Source organism: Arthrobacter sp. ISL-28 (genome assembly GCF_018613875.1).
Taxonomy (GTDB): Bacteria; Actinomycetota; Actinomycetes; order Actinomycetales; family Micrococcaceae; genus Arthrobacter.
The window spans coordinates 111613-137395 of sequence record NZ_JAGGPJ010000027.1 but is presented as its reverse complement, the minus strand read 5'-3'; the positions used below and the strand labels follow the sequence as shown (position 1 = coordinate 137395).

Genomic DNA, 25783 nt, shown 5'->3' with positions numbered 1-25783 from the left:
TAGCAGACACGTGCGGCCCCCACCGGGCCGGCTTTACAGCGTCATTGCAGGGTCACAGAGGCGGGACGGTACAGTAATACGGTCAGAACACCGGAAGGAATTTAGTGAGTTCACCGAAGCGCCCCCACCTGTTGTACGTCGCTTGGGGGTTCCCTCCCTCGAGGGGGGCCGGTGTGTACCGCGCTCTGGCCACAGCCAACGCCTTCGTTGAGGCAGGTTGGAAGGTGACGGTTCTGACTGCCACCCGGGAAGTGTTCGAGTATCAGACCGGCACGGACATTGAGCTGGAGCTCAAGGTGGATCCGCGCCTCGACATTGTTCGGGCGCCGTTCAGCTGGGTGCGTGGCGAGCCCGACCTCGCCAAATGGTCACGGATGAGGATAGCGTCAAACCTCCTTTGGTCGTTCGCCCGTGCAAAGTCAGACCGCCTCGCCTTCCCGGAGCCTGTCTACGGAGGCTGGAAGCACGCTTTGCTCAAGGAAACGGACCGAATCCACAAGAGCGATCCAGTCGACCTGGTGATCGGCACGGCAAACCCGAACGTCGATTTCGTTCCCGGCTGGCACCTGCACAAGACTGCCGGCGTGCCGTACGTCATGGACTACCGCGACACCTGGCACCTCAATGTCTATACCGATACATTCGTCGGCTCCCGGTTCAGCCGGTCAGCGAGGCTGGAGAAGAAGCTGCTCGGCTCGGCTGCCGAAGTCTGGTTCGTGAACGCCCCGATCCGTGACTGGCACGCCGAAAACTATCCGGAGGGATCGGAGCGATTCCGTGTGGTGGCGAACGCTTTTGATGCGGACTTCGCCCAAGCCTTCGCCGGCATCTCCAAACCGACCCGGTCCCCCGCTGATGGTCTCGTGTTTGGCTATCTCGGGACCATTTACGGGCCAATGCCACTGCGGGAGTCCCTTGAGGGCTGGAGGATCGCCCGCAGCCGTTCCGAGCTTGTGCGCAATTCCCGGTTCGAGATCCACGGCAGGCTCGGTCACTACGCCGAGCCCGACCCAGCCATCCTGGCTCTCCTGAAGGAATATGCCGGCGACGGTGTGAGCTATGAGGGCCCCGTCAGCAAAACGGCCGTAGCCGACAAGTACAAGAGCTTCGACGCCCTTATGCTCATTCTGGGCCGGAGCAAGTACGTGACCAGCGGAAAAGTCTTCGAATACGCAGCGAGCGGACTTCCCATCGCCTCCCTGCACCATCCGGAGACGGCCTGCACTTCCATCCTCACCGGCCACCAGGACTGGTTCCCCGTTCCGGATCTCTTGCCCGAAAGCATCTCAGAGACAATCCTCAAGGCGGCTCAGCGCGCGGCCGTCATGACCCCTGGCGACTACGCGAGGAACCAGGCGTGGGCGGACCACCTTTCCAGGGACAAGCAATTGCAGCCCCGCATCGGGCATCTGACAGAACTAGTGGCGGAGGCCAACCGTGGATGAACCCTTGAACGTCGTCATTGTCGTCGGCTCGCGTTCCGTGCCGGAGCAGCTGTTCCGTTCTGCCCTCGGTGAGGCGTCACCGCACAGCGCGCTAAGCCGGGCAAGCGGACGGGATGTCCGTGTCTCGCTGCTCTCGCTGCTTCCCGCCTCCGGAGGACCGGAGATATCGGCGGCACATGCAGTGTCACCGTCCCGCACTCCCCTGCTGGACCGCGTCCTGGCGGCCCTGCCGTTGACACGGATTGAAGCTGTGTTGAGCAAATCGCCGTTGGGCCGGCTCCTGCTGTCCCTCGGCCCCACCGATCCGTCACGGGTGTTCTGGCGGGCAGTACAGGCCGATCCCGCGGCCATGGCAATTCTTGCTTCAGCGGATGTCCTGCTGGCTGCCGACCTGCCGGCCGTTCGGACGGCCTGGCAGACGCTCCGTGCCGGGAAAGTTGCGGAAGCCTACTTCGGCCTGCAGGCAGCGGAAAAGGTCTTCGCAGCGAGATTTCGACACACCCAGCCGGCCGCCTGAAGTGGCTTCGGGCAGGTGAGTCGAACTACCGAAGCGCCTGCCCGTAGATTGCCAACAGCTTGTCCACGGTGGCCGCGGTGGAGTGGTGCTTTTCAATCCAGTCCACACCTACTGATGCCCGCTGCTCCAGATCAGAGCCGTCGAAGAGCTCGGTGGTGATGCACTCGGCCAGCCCGGCGGGGTCCGTAGGCCCGCCCCACCCTACCGGCGGATTATTCGGATAAAGGCCGGGCACCAACGGCATATACAGCGGAACACCCATGCCCAAGGCTTCCAGCTCGCTGGAGCCCAACAGCCCTGAGGACTGGCCGACCGCCAGCGAGCACCCGCCGAGGAATTCCAGGAACCCCTGATGGCTCATCTTCGGGACGAGGGTGACGCCGGATTCCGCTGCTTTGAGGGCGTACGGCCCCCAGTCCAGTCCCAGCACCTCGTACCGGCCCCGGCTGAGCCGGACGAGTTCGCGGGCGGTGTCCAGCTGCTCGGCCGCTCCCTTGGAATCATCCCAGCGGGAAACAAAAAATATCCGCGGGCTGCGGGAAGCATCCACCTGCCTGGCAGGCAGGCTGCCGGTGGTGATGGGCACTGGCAGGTAAATCGCGTCTGCGCGGAGCCCAGCGACATGCTCCCGCAGATCGGGCGTGGTGTACATCACCGCTGCTGCACCCCTGACACCCTGCTGGATGGACTTTTGCCAGCGTGGGTCGTACTGAAGGGTGCGGATGTCCGTCCCGTGCAGCGTCAGGACATATTTCTTCGGAACGAACCGGGTGTGGTGCAGCATGCTGCCCGAGTGGATGTGCAGCAGGTCCACTCGGAGCGAGCGGCTGGCGAGGCCCGCCAGCCATGCAAGGCCCTGCCGGGCATAGTCCAGTTTGCCGGCAAGACCTGCACGGCTGGAATCCGCTACGGCCCTTGGATAGAAGCCCCACGGCAAGCCCCGTTTCCGGGCGTCCTCCAGGACTCGATGGGCATAGAAGGCACAGTCATTGACATGGAGGACGCGTAGATCCTTCCTGTCCTGCCTCACAGTCCCTGTCCGGGGTGGGAGGCCACCGTCTCCTTGGACGTCTGACCTGACACTCCGGCCCCTGGGACTGCGGACCCTGGGACTGCGGGCGCGGAGACGCCGGACCCTGGGACTGCGGGCATGCTCTCCCATGGGCGTTCCGCCTCATCCAGGGCGATCCGCCGGGAGAGCTTGGTCAGCGTGGTCTCAGTCTGCCGGAAGCGCTGATGCGTTGTAGACATGTACACGAGGAAGGAGACGATGAAGGCATACAGCATGAGGTCGGTGCCTCTGCCGACGCCTACGAGGCGGGCCAACTGGCTAAGAAGCGTCGGAAAGAAAATGGACAGGACCGCTGAAATGGCGAAGAGCATCACCATGATGCGGCGCACGGCCATATGCTTCGCGTTTGATCCTCCCCGCACGAGCATGAGCGAGAAGAAAATAACGACAAGAACCAGGACTACTTGAACGATGATGATCATGGGGTCTACCTAAAAAGCAGGTCCGCCAGAATGTTGACGGAATTGAGAAGTGACTGGCCCTTCGACTTCGAATACTGGGTGTAGATGATCTCCACCGGGTGCTCAGTCCATCTCGGCTTCAGAGCAGCAAGGATCTGAATCAGCTCTGAGGCGTGGGCCATCCTGTTCTGTGTGAGGTGGATGTTCGAAACCACGTGACGGTTGAAAGCCCGGAGACCGTTGTGGGCATCCGTGAGCGGCATGCCGGTACTCCAGCGGGACTGCACCGCGGCAGTGCGCAGCACCATTCTCTTGACCGGACCGATGCGTGTGCGCGAGTCGAGGAACCGGGAGCCGAGGACGACGTCGGCTTCTCCGCTTTGGATCCTGGCCACCATGGCTGCGGCGTCGCTCACGCGGTGCTGGCCGTCGGCGTCGAAGGTCACCACGCAGGACATCTCGGGGTCCTGGAGCACGTACTCGAAACCGGTCTGGAGTGCTGCTCCCTGGCCGAGGTTCACCGGATGCTGCACCACCACAGCGCCCGCTGCGCGGGCGGCCTGGGCCGAGGTGTCAGTGCTTCCGTCATCAACGCACACGACATGTGGAAACTCCGGCAAAAGGTCTTTGATGACGGAGCCGATGACAGGGGCCTCGTTGAACAGAGGGATGACAATCCAAGTACGACTCACTACGCAAGTATCGCATAACAGGCATGCAGGATTCGAAGCCGGGCCTGCCGGACGGCGCTGCGACGGCCGCTGAGGCAAAGCCGCATGCCGGCCCACCCGTAGAATTGAACAATGCGCCCAAGAATCCTCTGCATTTCGTTTTCCGATATCAAGGCCGATGCGCGGGTGCTCCGGCAACTCGACGTCCTGGCTGAGTTCGGCGACGTAACCACCCTCGGTTACGGTGACAAACCGGATGCCGCAGCCGAACACCTCCGGATAGACTCCGCGCTCCCGTCCCTGCCCCAGACGCTGGCCGGGGTGGCGCTTCTTGCGGTGCGGTCCTACAAACACCTTGAGCTCAAAGCACCGGCCGTGCGCGCGGCTGCGGACCTTGTCGCCGGTCGTACCTTCGATCTCGTCGTCGCCAACGAAGCCCGTGCGCTTCCCCTGGCCCACCATGTGGCCGGCGGGGCACCTGTCTGGGGCGACATGCACGAGTGGGCACCCGAGGAGCGGGTCCACGTCCTGTCCTGGCGGCTGTTGATCAAGCCGTTCATGACGTATGTCTGCGCCAAGTACCTGCCCCGGACGCAGGCCGTGACCGTGGTCAACGACTCCATTGCCCGCCTTTATGAACAGGAATTCGGGTGCACCACCGCGACGGTCCGGAATGCACGGGCGTTCGAGGAACTCCGTCCCAGCGCTGAATCCCCTGACACGATCCGGCTCGTCCACAGCGGAGCCGCAGTGCCGGGAAGGAACCTGGAAGGAATGATCCAGGCCGTTGGCATGCTCGGCCCCGGATACAGCCTGGACTTCTACCTCGTTCCCGCGCGGGACGGAGGGACATACCTCCGGGTCCTCGAATCCCTCGCCTCCGGCCCGAACAAGGTCACCTTCCATCCGCCCGTCAGCCCTGCGGAACTGCCCAGCGTACTCAACGCGTACGACGTCGGGATCTTCAGCCTTCCGCCGCAAACGCGGAACCACGCGCTGATGCTGCCGAACAAGTTCTTCGACTTCGTCCAGGCCCGTCTGGCAATCGTTTTCAGTCCCTCACCCGAGACCTCCCGGCTGATTGAGCGCTATGACCTGGGCGCGGTCACCGAAGACTTCTCACCGGAATCGCTCGCCAGGACGCTCAAACAGCTCGACAGGAACAGGATCACCACCAGCAAGGCCAACGCCCACGCCTCCGCCTTGGAACTGAGCTCGAAGGTCGATGAAGATACGGAACGGGAAATCCTGCGGCGGTTGCTCCCGCAGGCGTGACCATGAATAGCCCCGATTGTCGGCCCCTCCAAGCGGAACGGTAAAGTCGTTTTCATGCGTATTCTCAGCGTCGTTGGCGCGCGCCCCCAATTCGTCAAACTCGCACCCATCGCTTCCGCGATGAAGGGCCGGGCAGAACACCTGATCGCCCACACGGGGCAGCATTATGACGAGCTCATGAGCGACGTTTTCTTCCGTGACCTCGGCATTCCTGCTCCCGACTTCAATCTCGGCGTCGGCTCCGGGAAGCACGGCGCCCAGACCGGGGCCATGCTGCACGGCCTCGAGGAGATCCTCGAGAAGTCCGCTCCTGACTGTGTCCTCGTCTACGGCGACACGAATTCCACCCTCGCCGCGGCGATTGCGGCCATCAAGATGCACATCCCTGTTGCACATCTGGAGGCAGGGCTTCGGTCGTTCAACCGGCGGATGCCGGAAGAGCACAACCGCGTCCTGACGGACCACAGTGCCGATCTTTTGCTGGCGCCGACGGAGGTGGCGGTCAAGCACTTGGCGACGGAAGGCCTCGCGGAGCGAACCGTATTGGTGGGTGACGTCATGACGGACGTTCTCTTCAAAGTCCGGGACATGCTCGACGCCGGCAACGAGCCTCTGCCCGTTGACGCAGCACCGGGCGAGTACTACGTCTGCACCATCCACCGGCCAGACAATACAGATTCGCCGGAGCGCCTGGCCGCCATCCTCCGGTCCCTGGGCAGCCTGGGGAAGCCGGTATTCCTGCTGGCCCATCCGCGGCTCGTCAACCTGGCAGCGCAGCATGGACTTGATCTTGATCAGGGTGCGCTGCGGGTAGCTTCGCCGTTGGCCTATCCGCAGCTGGTGCAGGCTGTCCGGAACAGCGCCGGCGTCATTACCGACTCCGGCGGACTGCAGAAGGAGGCCTTCCTGCTCCGCACGCCGTGCACCACCATCCGGCCGGAAACCGAATGGGTGGAGACGGTCGAACTGGGCTGGAACGTCCTCGTCAGCAGGGACCTGAGCGTCCTCGCCGATGCTGTCAGGCGTCCTATGCCGGCTGCAACGGAGGCAACCCCCTATGGCGACGGCAAGGCGGCTGAGCGCACGGTTGCGGCGCTGATCGAGGCATTCGGCACGGACTAGGCACGCAAAAAGACCTCCGGAGCGAGCCCGCATTACAGCGGACTGCTCCCGAGGTCTTTTAATGCCCGTGGGGCGGCCTAGGTGCAGGCCGTGACCTTGAAGAGCTTCGCTTCACCTTCCTGGTCAACAAGCTCAACTGCCTTTGAGGTCTCCAGGTCCTGCAGGCCTGGGTACCTCAGGCTGGACGGATGGTTCAGCAAGTACTGGTTTCCGAAGTCCAAGGCGTAGGACACCTTCAGCCTCCGCACGGCATCGCATACCTGGGGACTTCGGTCAGCTTCTGCCAGATCCTGGGCGACGATCCGCATGTCGTTGTTCATGCGCTGGGTCTGATGGAACTCAAGCACCTGGCGGTCCGCGAAGGCATATGCCAGGGATCCCCCGTTCCAGGGGTTCACAGCGATGACGGCGTCCTTCGGGACCTCCGTGGCGAGCCGGTCAAGGAGTTTGTACTCGTCGGACGACAGGATCGAATCCTTGGTGTCGCGCACGTAGAAGATCTTGCTGTCCACGATGTAGTTCCGGACGGTTCCCATCTGGGTCAGCAACACAAGGACTGTACACACCACAAGCCCCCCAGCCAGGTCCTGCAGGCGCAGCCCGCGGGAGACCTGAATGGCGGGGAGCCTGCCCTGCAGGAATGTCCTCAGCCGTCCATCCGACGCAGCAAACCACGTCCTGGCGGCGTCAACTCCGGCGCTGGCCCCAAGGGCGGCCAGGACTGTCGCAAAGATCGGAAGGTAGGCGGCCAGCCTATTCGTGTCCTGGTACCAGGTGCCGGTGAAAAACTCCCTGGCCCAGCCGGAGCCGAAGCCGGCACCCACCACGTACAGGAAGCCTGCCATGAAGTAGCAACCCACGAGCCACAGGTGCTGTGGCCGCCGTACGATGGCGACCAGTCCCATGACGGCAAGCACCGAGATCAGCACCGCCACGTTCGTTCCCATGGGTGCGTTGCCTATGACTTCGCCGACAGCACCGGCCACCGTCTGATGCGGTTTCCAGCGGCCGTAGAATCCGGGCCGCACTGCCTGCCAGATGACTGCGGCCACGGCTGCCGCAGCCAAGGTAGAGAGCACGGGGACGGCGTACTGGGCCATCGGTGCCCGGCGCTGCGCCAGCCCCCTCAGGTGGGCTGCCAGTTTCCACAGCAATATCGGTGCGGTGAACGCGATGAGCGCGTTCACCGAACTCATGTGGGACAACGCCAGGCCAGGCAAGCCGAGCAACAGCGCGAGCCATGAGCGCAGTCGCGGTTCATCAAGGGATGGGGCGCTCCGGCACACCAGGACTACCGTGGCGATGACTGCCGGAAGGACGCTGGCCGACAGCAGGTTCGGGAACAGGGGTCCCCAAACGAGCAGGAGATAAGGGAAGGCCATGAAACCTGCGGAGACCACGCCGGCCGCCAACAGCGCGATGAGTCGGGGGCCAAGGACCACCCGGGTCAGGAAGACAATGGAAATGGGCCAGATGACAGCCCCTGCCACGATGTTCACCACGTTGACCGAGACCGCAACCTCAGCCCCCGTCAGTTGCGTGACCAGGGCGCACAGGGAATGCCAGACGGCCGGATAGATTGAGGAGCGTCCGCCTCCGCCGCCTCCCATCCGGCCGAGGTCCAGCGAGGAGGCGTTTTCGGTGTCCAGGACGTAGCGGACGGCGTTGAGATGGAAGACGTTGTCATAGCGCTGCGAGATGTTGTCGGGCGCACCGACCAGCTGGGTGATGCGCCGGCCAATAATCAGGGCGCCGAGACCGGCGCCGGCGATGGCGGTGGCCGCGACTGTCCAGCGCTCCGGCAATGGCGTTTCGGCGGGCGTCCGCCAGCGCGTCAGGAACCAGGCGCCGGCGGATACGAGCAGGGTAACCACCAGTACCACTCCGGGACCCCAAGGCACCTTGAGCCACCCCGCCGCCACGGCCCCGACACCTGCAAGGGTCAGGGAAAGCAGCGGGGCCAAGCCGAAGAGGCTGGTCCGCCTAAACCCCAGGGCCCAAGCCAAGGCCGCACCCGGCAGGAGCACGACTGCCAACGCGGCAAGCAAAGCTGGCAAGGTCTCGAGCCAGGACACATTTCCTCCAATTAGTCACTTCCAGGTGTATCAGCCGCCGACTGCAGCACAGCTGAGCGTGCCCGGTTCCCGCGGAACAGGGCATAAATATTGAGCAGGCCGGCGGTCCGCCAATGCGCTAGCGGTTGCGCAGCCTGCTGATCACGTCATCCACCGGTCCGTCCATGACCACGCGTCCGTGCTCGAGCAGCACCCCGCGTTCGCACACATGGGATACCAGATCCAGGTCGTGGCTCACGACGATCAGGGTCTTTCCCGCCTCTGCCAGTTCCTTGATTTTCGCAAGGCACTTCTTTTGGAACGGCTCATCCCCGACGGCCAAGATTTCATCGACGAGAAAAACATCCGGGTCCGTGTGGACGGCAACGGAAAATGCCAGCCGCAGATACATTCCTGAAGAATAGAACTTGACCTCGGTATCTATGAACTCACCGATTTCGGCAAATTCAACGATGGAGTCGAATTTCTCCTTGATCTGCTCCTCTGTCATTCCGAGGATTGCTCCATTGAGGAAGACATTGTCCCGCCCTGAAAGGTCGGGATGGAAACCGGCTCCTACTTCAATCAGCCCTGCCACCTTGCCGCCGGTGCGGACAGTGCCGGAATCAGGACGCATGACTCCCGAGATGTGTTTCAGGAGCGTTGACTTCCCGGAGCCGTTAAGCCCCAGCAGTGCGACAGTCTCACCATGTTCGACGTCGATGGACAGGTCGCGGAGGGCATGGAACTTCTTCACCAGGTCACCCTTGCGGCCCCGCAGGAGCCACACGAGGGCTTCTTTGAGCGAGCGGGTGTGCCGCAGGACGAATTGCTTGTTGATGTTGCGAATTTCAATAGCGGTGGTCAAGGCTCACAGCTCCTGTGCGAAGCGGCCCTCAAGCCGCCGGAAAGTCCACTGGCCGAGGATGAGAATGGCAAGCGAGACGATTAGCCCCACGGGAATCCACACCGTGAGCAGGTTGGGCGGGCTTCCCTCTGCCCCGGCAGTTGTGGGGAGCCAGAACGCATGATGGAAGGCTTCCACCGCCACCGCAAGGGGGTTGAGCTGGTAGACCGAAAACCAGAACTCCCCTGCCTTGTCCTGAACCATGCGCCAGGAATAAAGCACCGGCGCTATCCAGGTTGCGATCAGCAGGATGAGGTCGACCAGGTTTTCTGAGTCACGGAAGTAAACGTTGACTGCCCCGAAGAACAGACCCAGCCCGGTGGCGAGCAGCGCGATGATGAGGAAACCGGCGACGGCGGTCACCGCCTCCAGCGGGCCGGGCCGCCAGCCGGTGAACACGCACGCCACGACAAGGACAAACAGCTGCGGAAAGAAATGCACCGCCGAGACCCACACCGAGGACACGGGAAACAGTTCCCGCGGCAGGTAGATCTTGTTGATCAAGCCGCTGTTGTTGACGATCGAGCGCGTCGCCGTGCTCAGGGACTCCGTGAAGAAGTTCACCAGGATTATTCCCGAGAACAGGTACACGGCGTAGTTGGGCAATCCGCCCCGGTTCGTCGGGCTCTGTTCAAGCCCCAGGAAAACGCCCAGTGCAATGTAGAAGGCAACGAACTGCACTCCGGGCTTCACGTAGGTCCAGAGCAGCCCGAGGACTGACCCGCGGTATCGGATCCTAAGTTCCTTGCGCACCAGGAGTTTCAGAAGGAACCGCGACCGGAAGACATCTGCGAGCCCGTTACCGGTTCCGGGAGTCACCAGGACGCGGGCAGCGTCCTGGTGAGTCGGGGAAGTACGTCCGTTCGTCACTGATTGGGCTTCTGCTGTTCAGGTTCGCGTTCCGACATGGACTCGAAGGTCTTGCGCCAAGCGTTTGGAGACGTGAATTGGCTAAGCTCGCCCTTATAGGCAGCTGAGAGCTCATCCCAGCGTGCAAGCACCCGCGCGTGGAGGGTTAGGCTGCGCAGCAACTGCTTGCGGAAGCGGACGTTGTCCCTGCGGTACCACGAAGCGCCGGTCCCATCAGAGGCAGAGACAAGTGCCGAATCCAGGTGGGACAGTCGCCACCAGCGGGCATCTGCCGCCGGCACGACAGCCTCAGGATTGCGCGTCGTCGCAGGTTCCACGGGGCGCAGCTGGCGCACAGCACCGGAGAGCGCGCTGGACAGCGTCTGCACGATGTTCTTGGGACGCGACGGGACCCTGCCGAATTTTGGCAGGTGAACTCTCTTCACCGGGGGAAATTCGGTGATGTCCTTGGTGACCTGGGCGTCAGGGAAGCCCGCCCGGATCTGGCGGATTTCGGGGAGCTTTCCGCCAATGGTCCGGTGCAGATGCGAAGGACCGTCGAGCAGGTCCTTGAGGGCGCGGTTGCGAAGTTCCACCGCTGAATACTGCAGCGAGAGCAGGTGGCGGACGTCCTGGAGGAAGCTTTCGATCGGCAGCCGGCCCCCCTTTTCATACTGTGAGTACAGCAGGGCGGCTACCCACCGGTTCCGCTGGTGATAGTAGGCCTGCCAGTCAATCGTGTCGTCCTTCTCAGTCCACGGCATGTGCCACACTGCCGCCCCGGGAAGGCTCACGGTCGTGTAACCATTGGCTTTGGCGCGGACGCCGTATTCGACGTCGTCCCACTTGATGAAGACCGGCAGGGCAAGCCCGATCTCCTTGATGATCGATGTCGGAATCAGGCACATCCACCAGCCGTTGTAGTCGACATCGATCCGCCGGTGCATCCAGGGGGTGGTGCGAAGGTTGCTGGCGGCGAAGTCGTGGGCGATCTGTCCCTCGCCGATCGGTTCGTACTGGAAGCGGTATTCGTTGATCCTCTCACCGAAGTTGTGGATTACGGACCGCTCGAAGAGGTTGAACATGTGGCCACCCACAATGGTGGCACTGCGGGTGAAGTCGGCGAAGTTGACCGCCCGAAGCACGCCCTCAGTCTCGACCACGACGTCGTCGTCAAGCAGCATGACGTACTTGCTCTGGCCGCCCTGGACGGCTTCATGCATTCCGCGCGCAAAACCGCCCGAACCGCCCAGGTTTCCCTGTTCGATGAGCTTGAATTTGTCACCGAGCACTGCGGCGGCTTCGTCGAAGCCTGCCTCGTCCCTGACCTTCTGGTTCCCCTGGTCTGTAACGATGAGCCGGTCCATCACCGCAAGCAGTTCATCGGACTCGGCAAAGGTGCGCAGGTGCTTGACGCAGTAATCCGGGCGGTTAAACGTGGTGACCGCAATGGAAAGCGAGCCAGGGGTGAAGTCCTTGGGCTCGGGAACCGACCAGTCGGCGCGGTTCAGCGTCACGTCTTTTCCGTGGGCCACGAGGTCGAACCAGTACCAGCCGCCGTCAGCAAAGCTCATCAGCGAGAGGTCACACGTTGCAGTGGTGCCTTCCCTCAGGTGGATGCTTTGGACGCGGTTCGAACTGCCGCGGGGGCTGGACTTATAGACAATGACCGTTGCCTCTGCATCCACTTCAATGCTCAGGCGGACCTGCTGCACGTCCGTGTGGGACCGCCAATAGCTGGCCGGGAAAGCGTTGAAGTAGGTGCCAAAGGAGACCCGTCGGTGTGACGGCAGGGACAGCCGGCGGCGGTCCAGGACGAAGTCCGACCGGAGCTCACTTCGCTGGGAGACCAGCTGCGAGGTTGCCGTGGCGGCGCGTTTGGCGCCCGCGTCTGTTGTGTCCACGACCCGGCGCGCGGCATCAAAGTCAACGTACAGCGGAAGGGTGTCCGTGTCGCCGTCGACCGGAAAAACCACACGGTGAACCGTCTTCCAGACGGTATCCTCAATGGCAGTTTCGGCTCCCTGCCGGAATTCTGTCGCTACGCTCATGCGTCTACTCCTCCACTTTCCAGCTTCGCACCGCCGCTGAAATGCGGCTTGATCTTGTTGTCGAACATGCTCAGGGCTGATCCGATTGCCATGTGCATGTCAAGGTATTTGTACGTCCCGAGCCGCCCGCCGAATAGCACCGAATCCTCGTCGCGGGCCAGATCGCGGTAGGCGATCAGCTTGGCACGGTCGACGGCGGTGTTCACCGGGTAGTACGGCTCGTCGCCTTTCTCAGCAAAGCGGGAGAATTCCCGCATGATTACCGTGGCATCCTTTGTGTAGTCGCGTTCCGGATGGAAGTGCCGGAATTCATGGATCCGCGTGTAAGAGACGTCCTCGTCCGGATAGTTCATCACGGCGCAGCCCTGGAAGTCCTCGATCGGCAGGACCTCTTCCTCCAGGTCGATGGTGCGCCAGGACAGGTCGCCTTCGGCATAGTTGAAGTATCGGTCGACCGGCCCCGTGTAAATGACCGGAACCTGGCCGCGCACCGACGCCCGGCCGAATTCGCCGTCGTCGAAGAAGTCTGTATTGAGGTGGACCTCGATGTTCGGGTGGTCGGCCATTCGCTCAATCCAAGCCGTATAACCGTCCAGCGGAAGGCCTTCGTGCTTGTCATTGAAGTAGCGGTTGTCGTAGTTGTAGCGGACCGGAAGCCTGGAAATGATCTCCGCAGGCAGGTCCTTGGGGTCGGTCTGCCACTGCTTTCCCGTGTAGTACTTGATGAACGCCTCATACAGCGGGCGTCCGATCAGCTGGATGCCTTTGTCGTTCAGGTTCTGGGGATCCGTTCCTGCAAGCTCCCCTGCCTGTTCCTGGATGAGCGCCCGGGCTTCAGCCGGTCCCATGGCAGACCGGAAAAACTGATTGATCGTTCCGAGGTTGATGGGCATCTGGTACACCTCGCCCCTGTGGTTGGTGTAGACCTTGTGCTGGTAGTTCGTGAAGGCGGTGAAGCGGTTCACGTACTCCCAAACGCGCTCGTTGGAGGTGTGGAAGAGGTGGGCACCGTACCGGTGGACTTCGATGCCGGTCTTGACTTCATTTTCGCTGTATGCGTTGCCGCCAATATGGTGGCGGCGGTCCAGGACTGCAACCTTAAGCCCAAGCTCGGTGGCGGCGCGTTCCGCGATTGTCAGGCCAAAAAAACCCGAACCGACTACGACGAGATCAGCGTTCACAACTCTCCTGTGTTTTTTGGTGGCAGGGTTAGACAGCCCTCTGTGCCGGGTCTAGACTACCCGAAGTTAAAAATTGTCCTGCATTCCATAGCCTGTACTGTGCCCGACCCGACGAGCAGGAAGGGCCGCATTCAGGCCGGCAATTTGTTGGTGGGCCGGACAGCTGCAAGCACTTCCTGCGCGGCGAGCTGGCCCGAGGTCGCCAGCGACGCGTTCTGCTGAACCCAGTCAGCGCGGGCCAACCGGCCGCCGTCGTCCTCGCCGGATTCCTGAGCAGCGAGGATGCGGCTCATGGCACCGGCCACACTGTCCACGTCGTAGCGTGATGCTTCGCCCAGCCTGTTATCCGCCACGAGGGCTGCACCCTCCCCTGTTCCCGCGAAGACCACGGGCGTCCCGCATCCGGCGGCCGCATAAATCTTGGTCGGTTTGGCAAAGTCGTAGCCCTGGTCAGGCTTGATGCTGACGAGCGCCGCCGAGGCTCCGCGGATCCAGTGCGCGGCGTCTGCCGGCGGAACAACGCCACCGAAGTGGACGCCACCGGGGACGATTCTTGCCGCAAGTTCCCTAAGATGGGGCTCGTCGGCGCCCTGTCCGAAAAACCGGATACTGGCGGACGGGTGCTTGGCCCGCACAATAGGCAAGGCCCGGATGAAGATATCGGCTCCCTGCCACTCCGACATGGTCCCGGTGTAGACGAAGTAGGGACCCTCTGACACGGCTGTATGGCCCGACGGGCCAAAAACCGACGTGTCGATGCCGTTCCCGACGACAGCGACCCTCTCCGCCGGAACGCCGAACTCACGCACCTTTTCTGCCACCGCTTCCGAAATGGCAATCACCTTCGCGGCCCGCCGCAGCGCAAAGCCCTCAGCGGCCCTCATCACGCGGATCACAGGGCCCGGCACGTTGGTAGCTGACAGTGCTTCGGTCCAGATATCGGCGGCGTAGTACACGAAAGGCCGGCGCCGGAGGGCTGAACTCAGGGCAACCACAACTCCGGTAGTGGGAGGCGGCTCGGATACGACGATGTCAGCCTTGGCGAACAGCAGCCGGAAGAAGGCTGGAATGTCGAAACTCATGTACTGCACATAGCCGCGGACGTTGCCGCCAGCGTCGCGCAGCACCGGCCAGCGGGAAAGCCTGTAAGGCGGATTGAAATGCGGCGATCCCTTGGGCGGCCTGGTGGTAACGATGCTCACTTCTGCACCGTTTGCCGCCAGGCCGTCCACGAGGGCCTGCAGCCGGAAGGACGCTGCGCCTACCTCAGGCGTGAAAAGGCGTGACGCCACGGTGACCCGCAAGGGCCTTTTATCACTCACGAACCGGCGATCTCCACGATCTGCCGGCTGGCTGCTGATTCCAGTACGGCTTCGGCGACCCGGAGCGTGTCGAGGCCTTCCTGCATGGTGACGACGTCGCTGCGGAGGCCGAGAACGGCGTCACGGAATGCCTCGTGTTCGGTGCGCAGCGGTTCGGGTTTGGCGATCGCGAGCCGGGTCACGTTGCCCTCTGACACGCCCCGGAAGGCGGCCATGGATTCCCATTCGGTGGCAACGGTGCCGTTTTCGAAGAACGTCAGGTCCGCGGTGATGGTGTCGGCGACGAAGGCGCCCTTTTCACCGGTCACGATCGTCAGCCGTTCCTTCATGGGAGAGAGCCAGTTGACCAGGTGGTTGGTGATGACGCCGTTTTCGAGGTGTCCGGTGGCCGCGACCATGTCCTCGTGGGGACGGCCGCTGCGCGTGGTGATGTGGGCAAAGATCGACTGGAACCGGCTCTGGGCCAGCCACGCCGTCAGGTCGATATCATGGGTGCCCAGGTCCTTGACCACGCCCACATCGGCGATCCGGGCCGGGAACGGGCCCTGGCGGCGGGTGGCGATCTGGTAAACCTCCCCGAGTTCGCCGGCCTCGATCCGCCGGCGCAGCGACTGCAGCGCCGGGTTGAACCGCTCGATGTGGCCCACGGCCCCGACCAGGCCGTTGGACGAGAACGCATCGACCAGCCGCTGGCCGGCTTCAGTGCTGGAGGCGATGGGCTTTTCCACCAGGGTGTGGACGCCGGCCGCGGCCAGCGCCAGGCCCACCTCCTCATGCAGGCCGGTCGGCACGGCCACGACCGCCATGTCGATCCCGGCCGCGATCAGCTCCTCGACCGAGGACAGCAGGCCCAGCTGGCCCGCGACCCCATGGGGATCGCCGAAGGAATCGGCAACGGCCACCAGGTCAACGCCGTCGAGCTCCCGCAGGACCCGGGCGTGGTGGCGGCCCATCATGCCCAGGCCGATGAGACCGGCGCGCAGGTTCGCCATCAGGCACCTGCCCGAACGAGCTTGTTCACGGCCGTGACGATGCGTTCCAGATCGCCCTGGCTCAGCGACGGGTGGACCGGCAGGGACAGCACTTCCCTGGCCGCGGTTTCGGTGTTCGGCAGGTCCTCGGTGCGGTTGAAGGACGGCAGCCGGTGGTTCGGGACCGGGTAGTACACGCCGGTGCCGATGTTGAACTCTTCCCGCAGCGCCCTGGCCAGCCCGTCACGGTCCTCGGAAACGCGGATCGTGTACTGGTGATAGACGTGCGAGGCGCCTTCGGCGACCGTCGGGGTGCCGACGCCCTCCAGGTTATCGGTCAGGAAAGCCGCGTTGCTCTGACGCTGTGCGGTCCAGCCGAGGACCTTCTTGAGCTGGACGCGCCCGATGGAGGCGTGCAGGTCCGTCATCCGGGCGTTGAAGCCCACAAGTTCGTTTTCGTACTGCTTCTCCATGCCCTGGTTCCGCAGCAGGCGCAGGTTCCGCTCGACCGTGGCGTCCGGGGTCGAGACCATGCCGCCCTCGCCGGAGGTCATGTTCTTCGTCGGGTACAGGCTGAACATCGCGAACTTGCCGAACGTTCCGACCTTCTGGCCGTTAAAGCTGGCCCCGTGGGCCTGGGCGGCGTCCTCGTACAGGTCAATCCCGCGCTCGGCCGCGAGCCGGGTGAAGCCCTGGACATCGAACGGGTGGCCGTACAGGTGGACCGGCATGATGCCCTTGGTCTTGTCCGTGATGAGCGAGGCGACGTGCTCCACATCGAGCGTGTAGTGCTCCAGCTCGATGTCGGCAAACACCGGGGTCGCCCCGGTCAGGGCGACCGAGTTGCCGGTGGCAGCGAAAGTAAAGGAGGGAACGATGACTTCATCGCCCGGGCCCACGCCCGATGCCAGCAGCCCCAGGTGCAGACCCGACGTGCCGGAGTTCACGGCCACGGAGGACCGGCCGTCTAGGAGCACGTCGGAGAATTCCTTCTCGAACTCCGCGACCTGCTTGCCCTGGGCGAGCATGCCGGTGGCCAGAACGGCGTCGACGGCGGCCCGCTCGTCGTCGCCGATGATCGGCTTCGCCGCGGGAATAAAGTCGTAGCTCATGCGTTCTCCTCAGATTCTTTCAGGGAATTTCCGTCTTCAATGTACTTGGCACCGGTAGCCGGGCAGACCCAGAAGTCGCCCTCCTGCCGCAGCGGCTCTCCAGCCTTGCCGACCCAGCCGAGCCGGCGGGCCGGAACGCCCGCCATCAGGGCAAACGCCGGAACATCCTTGGTCACGACGGCACCGGCAGCGACCGTTGCCCAGCGTCCCACGGTCAGCGGGGCCACGCACACTGCCCGGGCACCGATGGAGGCACCGTCCTCGATGGTCACGCCGACGGGCGTCCAGTCGTGGGCGCTCTTGAGCGAGCCGTCGGGACTGACCGAACGCGGATACGTATCGTTGGTCAGCACGACGGCCGGTCCGATGAACACGCCCTTGCCGAGCTTTGCGGGCTCATACACGAGGGCGTAATTCTGGATCTTGGTGTTCGCGCCGATCTGTACACCGGTGCCGACGTAGGCGCCGCGTCCCACGATGCAGTTTTCACCCAGGTTCGCCTGTTCGCGCACCTGGGCCAGGTGCCAGACCTTCGTACCCTCGCCAAGGATCGCCTGATCCGAAACATCGGCGCTCGGGGCAATGGTCGTCGTCATAATTTGGTTCCTCTCAAACGTGCTGAGCCGCAGCAGCCCGGCAGGGCTGAAGATGCAGGGTCAGGCCTTGCCGATAACGCGGTACGTCACGCCGTCCCACCGGTCGGCAGAACTGACGCGGCGGCCATCAATGAACACCTTGACGCCCGGAAGGTCAGCAGGTGACAATTCCCGGTATTCGGCATGGTCGGCCTGGACGATGGCGGCATCGACAGGCTCGCCCAGGTGATGGGCAGCGAAGCCGAGCTTTTCCAGTTCAGCATCGGAGTACAGGGGATCGTGGACCGACACCACGGCACCGCGCTTTTCCAGCGACGCCACGGCGTCGAAGACACCGGAGAACGCAGTTTCCTTCACCCCGCCGCGGTAAGCCGCACCCAGGACCACAACACGGGCACCTGTCAGGTCGCCGTGCGCGCCTTCAAGAAGTCCCACCGTGTAGTCGGGCATGTCGGCGTTGGCAGCCCGTGCAGCGCGGACCACCGTCGCGTCCGGGTCATTCCACAGGTACAGGCGCGGGTACACCGGGATGCAGTGGCCTCCCACGGCAATACCAGGCTGGTGGATGTGGCTGTAAGGCTGGGAATTGGACGCCTCAATGACCTGGTAGATGTCGATGCCGGCCGTCGCGGCGAAACGCGCGAACTGGTTGGCCAGACCGATGTTGACGTCCCGGTACGTGGTCTCGGCCAGCTTCGCCAGCTCGGAAGCCTCGGCTGACCCCAGGTCCCAGACACCGTTCGGGCGGCGGAGATCGGCACGCTCGTCGAAATCCAGCACAGCCTCGTAAAATTCCACAGCCTTCGCCGCGCCAGCCTCGGACAGGCCGCCCACCAGCTTGGGGTACTTGCGCAGGTCCTCGAAGACCCGGCCGGTCAGGACCCGTTCGGGTGAGAAGACGAGGTGGAAGTCCTGGCCCTCGACGAGCCCGGAGCCAGCCTCCAGGGCCGGCTTCCATCGTGAGCGTGTGGTTCCCACCGGCAAGGTGGTCTCATAGGACACCAGCGTGCCGGGAGTCAGGTGCTTGGCCAGCTCCGCCGTTGCCCCGTCCATCCAGCCGAAGTCCGGCTTGGCCTCCGCGTCAACGAACAGCGGCACCACCAGCACCACTGCATCAGCACCCGGAACAGCGTCCGCGTAATCCGTCGTAGCGCGCAGCCTGCCGGCAGGCACGAGCTCAGAAAGCTTCTCCTGCAGATGAGCCTCACCGGGGAATGGCTCCGTACCGGCGTTGATGAGGTCAACAACCTGCTGGTTAACATCGACGCCCACAACGTCATGGCCCTTGGAAGCAAACTGGACAGCCAGCGGCAGCCCGATTTTCCCCAGCGCAATTACAGCAATCTTCACGATTCTGATGCCTTTTCTCTCATGACTGGCAGGGAGGAGCCACGCGCTCACCCTCGGTTTCGCTTAACACTATCCGGTGACCTAAGGGATTGCCGACTCGGCTACGCAGCACCTCACGGAGCCGGCGGATCGTTTGCCCCGGCCGGCCGGGTTGTCCACATAGGCCAATTCTCCGGCGCGAGTTTCAAATCAACCGCATTAGCGTGTTCCTTAAGTTGCACTCAAGAACGGAGAACGGGGACGTGGATCTGCACTGCACTCTGGTTCGCAGCCCCGGGTCCGAACTGGCCGAATCGCCGGTGGAGCTGACGATTTCGGCCGTGGACGGATGTTCGGGAACAGAACTGGACCGGGAACTGTCCTACGGGTTTGGAACCCGAAGGCTGACGGTGAATGGGCTGCCGCTCCCGTCCCTCACGGTGGGGCGGGCGCCCCTTGTCAACGGTGCCGTTATTGTGGACGGCACCGTGGTGCCGCAAAGACCGGGGAAGGGGCCGGCGGCCGATGTTCCGGCTTCCTTGCTGCTGGCCGTGCACAGCGGCCCGGGTGCTGGAACGGTGCTTCCGCTGCGCCGCGGAAGCTACCGTATCGGTCGCGCGACCGTTGAGCTGACCATTCCTGACGCGGACTTGTCCAGGGAACATGCCAGGATCGACGTATCCGAGACTGCCCTGACGATTGAGGATCTCGACAGCGCCAACGGGACAGAGGTGGATGGAAAAATCGTCAGAAATGCGGTCATCTCCACCAGTTCGCTGATCCGCTGCGGGTGTTCCACCATGTCCATCCTGGTTGCCGGCCCGCCAGGCTCCCGGAAGTCCGGGCTAAGCTCCGCAGGGCAGTCCGTGGCCGAACCTTTGACAGTGCCGCGGCGGGCCGGCCAGGAAAAGCGGGCCGCCCTGTTTCTCAGCGCGGCGCTCCCGGTCGCCATCGGTGTTGGACTGGCGCTGCTGACAGGGATGTGGATGTATCTGACGTTCACTGCCGTATCGGCGGTGACTCTGCTGATCCCCGTGGCCACGGGCAGGCGGCAACGCCGCGAACTGCGAGCGGCCGTCGCTGCGGCGTCAGCACAGGACGAGGAACGACGACGGCGATCCGCACCATCGGCGGCCCTGCTGGCTCTGGACGCCGCAGGGTTAGCGAAGCAGCATGGCATCCTGCCTGAAACCTCCGGCGTCTGGCTCCGCCTCGGACTGTCCCGGCAGGAGGCGAATGTCCGTCTGGAGCCAGCCGATCCGGAGTTCCGTCCACCCCCACTGGGGCCTGTTCCCCTGCTGCTGGACCCCGTGGCCGCCGTCGTCGCCGTGCGGGGGCCGGGCGCTGAAGTGTCCGGCCTCATGCGTTCGTTTCTCATGCAGCTCACCGGCTATCCCCTCGCCCGGGGAACGCGGATTGCCGTCTATGCGCCGCTCAAGTTCCTTCCCTTGGCAGCGCGGTTTCTTCCTGCCGTCACGTTGCATGCCGCCAGCGATCATGTCGAGGTGATCCCTACCGGCACTCTCGCTGAGCGCGATGGCCCAGGAGTTCTGATGGTTGCCGGCACCACGGACGTGCAGTGCCTGGACCAGGTGATCGAGAGGGCCCGGTCGCATGGCTGGCGGGTGATCAGGTTTACGGAATCCCGCTCGGGCCGTTCTGATGCCGATATTGAACTGGGCGAACGTCAGGCTTGGTTTCGCTCCGCTGGCTCAGTCCAACCGTTCATTGCCGACCTTGTACCCCAGGACGCCTTCGACCAGTACTGCAGGCAGCTCGGGCAAGCCCATAGCGGGAGGATGGCCACGGCGCTCTCGGTGCCCACCGCTTGCCCGCTCAGTAGCATCCTGGACCTATCAGCCGAGGCAACAGCGTTGCGTTGGGCCCGCGGAAGCCTCGGTTCTGGCCTGGCCGTCCCCATCGGATGTGGCACCGATGGACCGCGCATCCTGGACATTGAGGCGGACGGTCCGCATATTCTCATCGCCGGGACTACCGGCTCCGGCAAGTCGGAGCTGCTGCGAAGCCTGACTGTGGCACTGGCGCTCAGCTACCCGCCGGACCGGGTGAATATCCTCTTTTTCGATTTCAAGGGCGGGTCCGGGCTGGGCCCGCTGACTGAACTCCCGCACTGTGTGGGCATGCTGACGGACCTTACTAGGAGCGAACTCGACCGGGCCATGGCGTCCCTGCGGGCGGAAGTCCGCCGACGCGAAGAGCTCCTTGCCGGAGCCCAGACACCGGACCTCGCAGCCTACCGTCAGGCCAGAACGCACGACCTGCCTCCCCTGCCGCAGCTGATCCTTATCATCGATGAGTTTCGGATGCTCGTGGACGACGCGCCTGATTCTTTGAACGAACTGATGAGAATCGCCACCATCGGCCGTTCGCTGGGCATCCATCTGGTGATGGCTACCCAGCGGCCCCAAGGCGCACTTAACGCGGACATCCGGGCGAACGTCACCACGAGCATCGCCCTCCGGGTCCAATCCGCCCACGAATCGGCCGACATCATTGGGAGCAATGCTGCTGCCGCGATCGCCGTTGAAACTCCAGGCCGGGCATACCTTGCGCGCGGAACGCAGGAGCCCGAAGAGTTCCACGGGGCCGCACTCTCCCTTGCATCCCCGGGCTTGGACAAAAGGGTCGTTGTACGCCGCGCAGGCGACGCGATTGAAATGTCCGGATTCCTGGCCGCAGAGGGCGGCCGCCCATCCCTCCCATCCACACCGGCAGCAGCCGTGAGGCCCCTGGTGGACTCGACGAGAGCCCTGTGGGCAGCAAGGGGAACTACCGCCGTCCACAGTCCGGTCGCCCCGCCCCTGCCGGTTGCACCCACCTACCCCCGAACGGCAGGCCAGCGCAACGCCGCGTCCCCCGCAGATACGTCTTCAGCTTCTTCCGCCGCGCAAAGTCCTCCTGCACCTGAAGATGGGGACGGCCGCCTGGAACTCGGCTGGCTGGATCTCCCCCACGAGCAAAGAGTCATCCCCCTGTCATGGCACCCCGTGAACGACGGCCATCTTGCCGTGCTCGGCGGCCCTTCCGGAGATGTAGCGCAGGCCATGGCTCTCGCTCTGGGGGAGCTGGCGACGCACCCGGCAGAATCCCATATCTATGTCCTGGACGCCGACGGCTCCTTCTCCGGCCTGGAATCCTCCAGCCGGGCCGGTGCAGTTGTTGGCCTCCATGAGGTGCGCCGTGGCGTGCGGGTTCTGGAACGGCTCTGCGGAGAGATGTCCCGCCGGCTCAGCGGTGCGGCAACAACGCGGACCACTCCCCTGGTCGTCGCCATCTCAGGGTGGGGTTCCTGGGTTGCCGCCTGGCGGTCCGGCCCGCTGATGTGGGCGGAAGACCTGGTCCACAACATTGTGCGTGATGGCCGCCGCGCCGGCATCACAGCCATCATCTCAGGAGACCGCGAGCTGGCGACGTCGCGGTTCCTGTCCGCCATCCCCAACCGCGTCTACTTTCCAAGGGGTGCCACCGACGAGAGCCGGTTCACCTGGCCTAAAATGCCTGAGCTTCCGGCTGTCCCAGGCCGCGCCATGGCCTTCGGCGCAATAGCTGGGGGTGACCGCGCTGTCTGCCAGATCCACGCCAGCGATGGCCGCTTCATGATCGAAGGAGAGGCACGGGCCACCCTGCACGCGCCGTTCAAAGTGGAGCCCTTGCCAGCGCACGTTCCACTGGGCAAGCTGCTCGCATTGCTGGACCGCACGGACAGCACCGCTGCCGACGCGACGCTCCATGGGGCGGAACCTGTGACAACGAATGGCAGCCAAACTCGGGATCTCTACATCGGTGTTGGCGGAGATGAGCTGAGTCCCGTCGCAGTGCGCCTGCCCCCTGGAGGGGTCCTCGCCATCCTGGGCGGTGCAGGCATGGGAAAGACGACATTGCTCGCCGCAATTCCCGTCCTCAATCAGTCGGTTGCGGACTGGCTGTGCCCGGGTCCGGAGCGCGACCGCGCAGACTACTGGGCCGGAATTTTCCGGGCGGCGGTTGAAGGACGTTTGGCCAAGGACGCGGTGCTGCTCGTCGACGATGCGGATTTGCTGCCCGCCCCCGTCAACCAACAACTGCTCGAGCTGAACACGCTCGGGTGGGCCGTCATCCTGACGTCAGGCTATGGCCAGGCTCTCGTTCAGCGGATCCCTTTGGCCATGAATGCACGTCATTGCGGTAGCGGGATTCTCATAGCGCCGCGAAGTCCGATGGACGGCGACCTCTTCGGGACAAGGTTCGAACTTGAACCCAATCCGCCTCCCGGACGCGCCGTCCTGCTGGCCAGCGGCAGGGCCGTGCCGGTTCAGCTCGCCGGGCCGAACGGACCCCTGGGTACCACGCCCGGACCAAGGATCAGAGCGCGGGAGGCGAACCGGCAGCCCGGGACGCGTACTGGATGACCCGCTTATTGAACAGCAGCACAATAGACACGGCTGCGGGGACCAGCATGGCCAGACCCGCCAGCGGGTAGCCGCCGGTGAGGGTCGGGAATCCGATGGTGAGCACGAACAGCTGAGCCACCAAGGCACCTGCCCGCGGCCAGCGGAAGCCTCGGAACAGGAAGACAGCCACGGCATACAGCCAGGCAGAGAATGCCAGGAGCAAGCCAAGGGTGAAGACGGCACCCCAGAAAGACAGTACGGGGGCTCCTGTCAGGAGTTGGAGTCCGTACCATGCCGCCGAGCCCAACAGTGCGGTGGCCTCGGCAGCCACGATCCCTGAAAGAACGCCTACCGGGCGTGGTCGTCTGGGGTGCGAAGAGGACGGCTCCGGCACGTCCTGGCGTCGGGATGGCCCGTTCTCCCCGGGCTCCGGAGACGGGCTGGACGGCTGGGCTGGAGGTCTTGACACACTGGCACCCTACCGGACATAGTCGACAGCACGGTGGGGGGCGTTCTTCCGATGTGATGCATCGCTCACGTTTCAGGGGGATTTCGTGGACCACTACCCCTTGTTTACACGGCGTTAACATGAAACGCTTGATCCAGATGACCAAGGGGGCCCTCAGGGCCCCTTTCCTATGTAGGCCCTAGTGAATATTTTCACAAGTGGCAAAAGACTTACCAGGAATGGAGTGACTGATCAGCATGGATTGGCGTAATCGCGCAGCGTGCCTCGACAAGGACCCGGAGCTTTTCTTCCCGGTGGGAAACACCGGCCCGGCCCTTCTTCAGATTGAGGAAGCCAAGAGTGTCTGCCGCAGGTGCCCCGTCGTTGACACATGTTTGCAGTGGGCCTTGGAGTCCGGCCAGGATGCCGGCGTGTGGGGCGGCATGAGTGAAGACGAGCGCCGCGCGCTCAAGCGCAGGGCGGCCCGCGCACGCCGCGCCTCCTAAACAGAACATTCCAACAGCACCGTCCAAAACGGCCGCGGACCCTCGGGTCCGCGGCCGTTGGTTTTGTGCACTCAGCCGTTGGTCTTGTGCACTCAGCGGTTGGCGAGGCTCAGCACGATCTGCACAGCGGTCCCGCCGCCCTCCCGCGGCTTCCACTGGATCGTGCCCCCCAGTTCGCTCGTGACCAGGGTACGGACGATCTGCAGTCCGAGGCCCTCGACGTGGGGAGTATCCGGCAAGCCCACGCCGTCGTCCGCCACCGTCACGGTGAGAAGCTCCTCGCCGTCGTCACCTTCGGAGCGGTCAGCCAGCAGCCAGACTGTCCCCGTTCTTCCCTCCAGCCCATGCTCGACGGCGTTCGTGACCAGCTCGTTGATCACCAGCGCCAAAGGCGTGGCGAAGTCGCTGGGAAGCTCCCCGAATAGCCCTGACCGCTGCGTCCGCACCTGCTGGGACGGCGAGGCCACCTCAGCCGACAGCCGGAACTGGCGTCCGATCAGCTCGTCGAAATCAACGCTCTGGGTCAGGCCCTGGGACAGCGTCTCATGCACCAGGGCAATCGTCGCCACGCGCCGCATGGCCTGCTCCAGACCCTGTTTCGCTTCGTCGCTGACCATCCGGCGGGACTGCATCCTCAGCAGCGCGGCAACGGTCTGAAGGTTGTTCTTGACCCGGTGGTGGATTTCCCTGATCGTGGCGTCCTTGGTGACAAGCTCCATTTCCCTGCGCCGCAGCTCGGACACGTCGCGGCACAAGACGAGCGCCCCGAACCGCTGCTGCTCGTCGCGGAGGGGAATCGCCCGCAGGGACAAGCTTACGCCCCTGGATTCAATCTCACTGCGCCACGGCATGCGTCCGGTAACAACCAGCGGCAGCGTTTCATCGACCATGCGGCGGTCCTTTAGCAGGCCGGCGGTGACTTCAGCAAGGGATCGCCCCTCCAGTGACTCACCGTCGCCCAACCTGCGGAACGCGGAAACGCCGTTCGGGCTCGCATATTGCACGATTCCCTCGGCATCGAGCCGGATGAGCCCGTCGCCCACGCGGGGAGCCCCTCGCCGGGACCCCGTCGGCGAGGCAAAGTCCGGCCAGAGACCCAGGGTGCCCATCCGCAGCAGGTCGTAGGCGCACTGCCGGTACGTCAGCTCCAGCCGGGATGGCATCCGCGAACTGGAGAGATCCATGTGGGACGTGACCACTGCCAGGGTCCGGCCGTTCCTGACCATCGGAACGGCTTCCACCCGCAGCGCCATGTCACTGCTCCAGTTGGTTTCACTGGAACGTTCGATCGTGCGGCTGGCCCACGCCTTGTCCACCAGGGGCTGAAGATCGGACCGGATGCCCTCCCCGACGAAGTCGGCATGGAATACCGTATGCGTCGTGGAGGGCCGCACGTGGGCCAGCGCCACATATCCGTGCTCCGGATGCGGAAACCAGAGGGCGAGGTCGGCAAACGCGAGGTCGGCCACCATCTGCCAGTCGCCCACCAGGAGGTGCAGCCACTCGGCATCCCCCGGCCCGAAATCAGCGTGTTCCCTGATGGGGTCCGTAAAGATTGCCACT

General features: G+C 63.8%; 21 protein-coding genes. 6 read left to right on the top strand and 15 right to left on the bottom strand.

Annotated features, from left to right (window positions below):
- Positions 1-104 precede the first annotated feature (104 nt).
- Positions 105-1445 carry a glycosyltransferase gene (locus tag J7E80_RS17530; RefSeq protein ID WP_215053507.1) on the top strand — a complete coding sequence of 447 codons (1341 nt, stop codon included), beginning with the start codon at positions 105-107 and terminating at the stop codon, positions 1443-1445.
- A complete protein-coding gene (locus J7E80_RS17525) occupies positions 1438-1962 on the top strand; it encodes a hypothetical protein (protein ID WP_215053506.1) in 525 nt (174 codons plus the stop codon). The genes J7E80_RS17530 and J7E80_RS17525 overlap by 8 nt, the downstream gene beginning before the upstream one ends.
- A 25-nt stretch (positions 1963-1987) precedes the next feature.
- Here J7E80_RS17525 and J7E80_RS17520 read toward each other — a convergent pair whose 3' ends face one another.
- From J7E80_RS17520 to J7E80_RS17510, 3 genes are read right to left on the bottom strand one after another with little or no spacing between them, the layout of a single operon-like run.
- Entirely contained in the window at positions 1988-2992 is a 1005-nt protein-coding gene (locus J7E80_RS17520) for a hypothetical protein (RefSeq protein WP_215053505.1), read from the bottom strand.
- Entirely contained in the window at positions 2989-3456 is a 468-nt protein-coding gene (locus J7E80_RS17515; protein WP_215053504.1) for a DUF2304 domain-containing protein, read from the bottom strand. The genes J7E80_RS17520 and J7E80_RS17515 overlap by 4 nt, the downstream gene beginning before the upstream one ends.
- Positions 3457-3461: 5 nt before the next feature.
- A complete protein-coding gene (locus J7E80_RS17510; RefSeq protein WP_215053503.1) occupies positions 3462-4127 on the bottom strand; it encodes a glycosyltransferase family 2 protein in 666 nt (221 codons plus the stop codon).
- Positions 4128-4238: 111 nt separating this feature from the next.
- Between J7E80_RS17510 and J7E80_RS17505 the strand changes: the two genes are divergently transcribed.
- Together J7E80_RS17505 and wecB are read left to right on the top strand one after the other, a co-directional pair.
- Positions 4239-5381, top strand: coding sequence for a hypothetical protein (locus J7E80_RS17505; protein ID WP_215053502.1), 1143 nt, complete (start codon positions 4239-4241; stop codon positions 5379-5381).
- A 54-nt stretch (positions 5382-5435) separates the two neighbouring features.
- Positions 5436-6503, top strand: a complete 1068-nt coding sequence (gene wecB / locus J7E80_RS17500) for a non-hydrolyzing UDP-N-acetylglucosamine 2-epimerase (RefSeq protein ID WP_215053501.1) — start codon at positions 5436-5438, stop codon at positions 6501-6503.
- A 77-nt stretch (positions 6504-6580) separates the two neighbouring features.
- Here wecB and J7E80_RS17495 read toward each other — a convergent pair whose 3' ends face one another.
- The 10 genes from J7E80_RS17495 to J7E80_RS17450 all read right to left on the bottom strand — a co-directional run bounded on the left by J7E80_RS17495 (position 6581) and on the right by J7E80_RS17450 (position 18896).
- A complete protein-coding gene (locus tag J7E80_RS17495; protein WP_215053500.1) occupies positions 6581-8578 on the bottom strand; it encodes a DUF6541 family protein in 1998 nt (665 codons plus the stop codon).
- 118 nt (positions 8579-8696) lie between these two features.
- Complete coding sequence (locus J7E80_RS17490; protein ID WP_215053499.1) at positions 8697-9425, bottom strand: ABC transporter ATP-binding protein; 729 nt, start codon at positions 9423-9425, stop codon at positions 8697-8699.
- 3 nt (positions 9426-9428) lie between these two features.
- Positions 9429-10334, bottom strand: a complete 906-nt coding sequence (locus J7E80_RS17485; protein WP_215053498.1) for an ABC transporter permease — start codon at positions 10332-10334, stop codon at positions 9429-9431.
- Positions 10331-12364 carry a glycosyltransferase gene (locus J7E80_RS17480; protein ID WP_215053497.1) on the bottom strand — a complete coding sequence of 678 codons (2034 nt, stop codon included), beginning with the start codon at positions 12362-12364 and terminating at the stop codon, positions 10331-10333. Before J7E80_RS17480 ends, J7E80_RS17485 begins: the two co-directional genes overlap by 4 nt.
- Positions 12361-13545, bottom strand: a complete 1185-nt coding sequence (gene glf / locus J7E80_RS17475) for a UDP-galactopyranose mutase (RefSeq protein ID WP_215053496.1) — start codon at positions 13543-13545, stop codon at positions 12361-12363. The genes J7E80_RS17480 and glf overlap by 4 nt, the downstream gene beginning before the upstream one ends.
- 131 nt (positions 13546-13676) lie before the next feature.
- Positions 13677-14867: a glycosyltransferase family 4 protein gene (locus J7E80_RS17470; protein WP_215053495.1), complete on the bottom strand. Its 1191-nt coding sequence runs from the start codon at positions 14865-14867 to the stop codon at positions 13677-13679.
- The gene (locus J7E80_RS17465; RefSeq protein WP_215053494.1) at positions 14864-15859 is read right to left on the bottom strand and encodes a Gfo/Idh/MocA family protein; all 996 of its coding nucleotides are present in this window, start codon (positions 15857-15859) and stop codon (positions 14864-14866) included. Before J7E80_RS17465 ends, J7E80_RS17470 begins: the two co-directional genes overlap by 4 nt.
- Positions 15859-16950: a DegT/DnrJ/EryC1/StrS aminotransferase family protein gene (locus J7E80_RS17460; RefSeq protein WP_215053493.1), complete on the bottom strand. Its 1092-nt coding sequence runs from the start codon at positions 16948-16950 to the stop codon at positions 15859-15861. The genes J7E80_RS17465 and J7E80_RS17460 overlap by 1 nt, the downstream gene beginning before the upstream one ends.
- Positions 16947-17546 (bottom strand): acyltransferase, encoded by a 600-nt coding sequence (locus J7E80_RS17455; RefSeq protein ID WP_215053492.1) that lies wholly within the window; start codon positions 17544-17546, stop codon positions 16947-16949. The genes J7E80_RS17460 and J7E80_RS17455 overlap by 4 nt, the downstream gene beginning before the upstream one ends.
- 60 nt (positions 17547-17606) lie before the next feature.
- Positions 17607-18896, bottom strand: a complete 1290-nt coding sequence (locus J7E80_RS17450) for a nucleotide sugar dehydrogenase (RefSeq protein ID WP_215053491.1) — start codon at positions 18894-18896, stop codon at positions 17607-17609.
- 242 nt (positions 18897-19138) lie between these two features.
- Between J7E80_RS17450 and J7E80_RS17445 the strand changes: the two genes are divergently transcribed.
- Entirely contained in the window at positions 19139-23284 is a 4146-nt protein-coding gene (locus J7E80_RS17445; protein ID WP_215053490.1) for an FtsK/SpoIIIE domain-containing protein, read from the top strand.
- Here the strand turns inward: J7E80_RS17445 and J7E80_RS17440 are convergent.
- Positions 23238-23735 carry a hypothetical protein gene (locus tag J7E80_RS17440; protein ID WP_396020801.1) on the bottom strand — a complete coding sequence of 166 codons (498 nt, stop codon included), beginning with the start codon at positions 23733-23735 and terminating at the stop codon, positions 23238-23240. The two genes, J7E80_RS17445 and J7E80_RS17440, sit on opposite strands and share 47 nt — an antisense overlap.
- 236 nt (positions 23736-23971) lie before the next feature.
- Between J7E80_RS17440 and J7E80_RS17435 the strand changes: the two genes are divergently transcribed.
- Complete coding sequence (locus J7E80_RS17435; RefSeq protein WP_003804966.1) at positions 23972-24220, top strand: WhiB family transcriptional regulator; 249 nt, start codon at positions 23972-23974, stop codon at positions 24218-24220.
- 92 nt (positions 24221-24312) lie between these two features.
- On the opposite strand, the gene J7E80_RS17430 is transcribed toward J7E80_RS17435, so the two are convergent.
- On the bottom strand, positions 24313-25782 hold the full coding sequence (locus J7E80_RS17430) for a sensor histidine kinase (protein WP_215053489.1): 1470 nt from the start codon (positions 25780-25782) through the stop codon (positions 24313-24315).
- Position 25783: the final 1 nt, after the last annotated feature.

Bases quoted from the DNA above. Each gene is read 5' to 3' on its own strand.
- J7E80_RS17480 (WP_215053497.1), bottom strand. From the start codon at position 12,364: ATGAGCGTAGCGACAGAATTCCGGCAGGGAGCCGAAACTGCCATTGAG.
- J7E80_RS17515 (WP_215053504.1), bottom strand. From the start codon at position 3,456: ATGATCATCATCGTTCAAGTAGTCCTGGTTCTTGTCGTTATTTTCTTC.
- J7E80_RS17455 (WP_215053492.1), bottom strand. From the start codon at position 17,546: ATGACGACGACCATTGCCCCGAGCGCCGATGTTTCGGATCAGGCGATC.
- J7E80_RS17460 (WP_215053493.1), bottom strand. From the start codon at position 16,950: ATGAGCTACGACTTTATTCCCGCGGCGAAGCCGATCATCGGCGACGAC.
- wecB (WP_215053501.1), top strand. From the start codon at position 5,436: ATGCGTATTCTCAGCGTCGTTGGCGCGCGCCCCCAATTCGTCAAACTC.
- J7E80_RS17435 (WP_003804966.1), top strand. From the start codon at position 23,972: ATGGATTGGCGTAATCGCGCAGCGTGCCTCGACAAGGACCCGGAGCTT.
- J7E80_RS17505 (WP_215053502.1), top strand. From the start codon at position 4,239: ATGCGCCCAAGAATCCTCTGCATTTCGTTTTCCGATATCAAGGCCGAT.
- J7E80_RS17465 (WP_215053494.1), bottom strand. From the start codon at position 15,859: ATGGCGAACCTGCGCGCCGGTCTCATCGGCCTGGGCATGATGGGCCGC.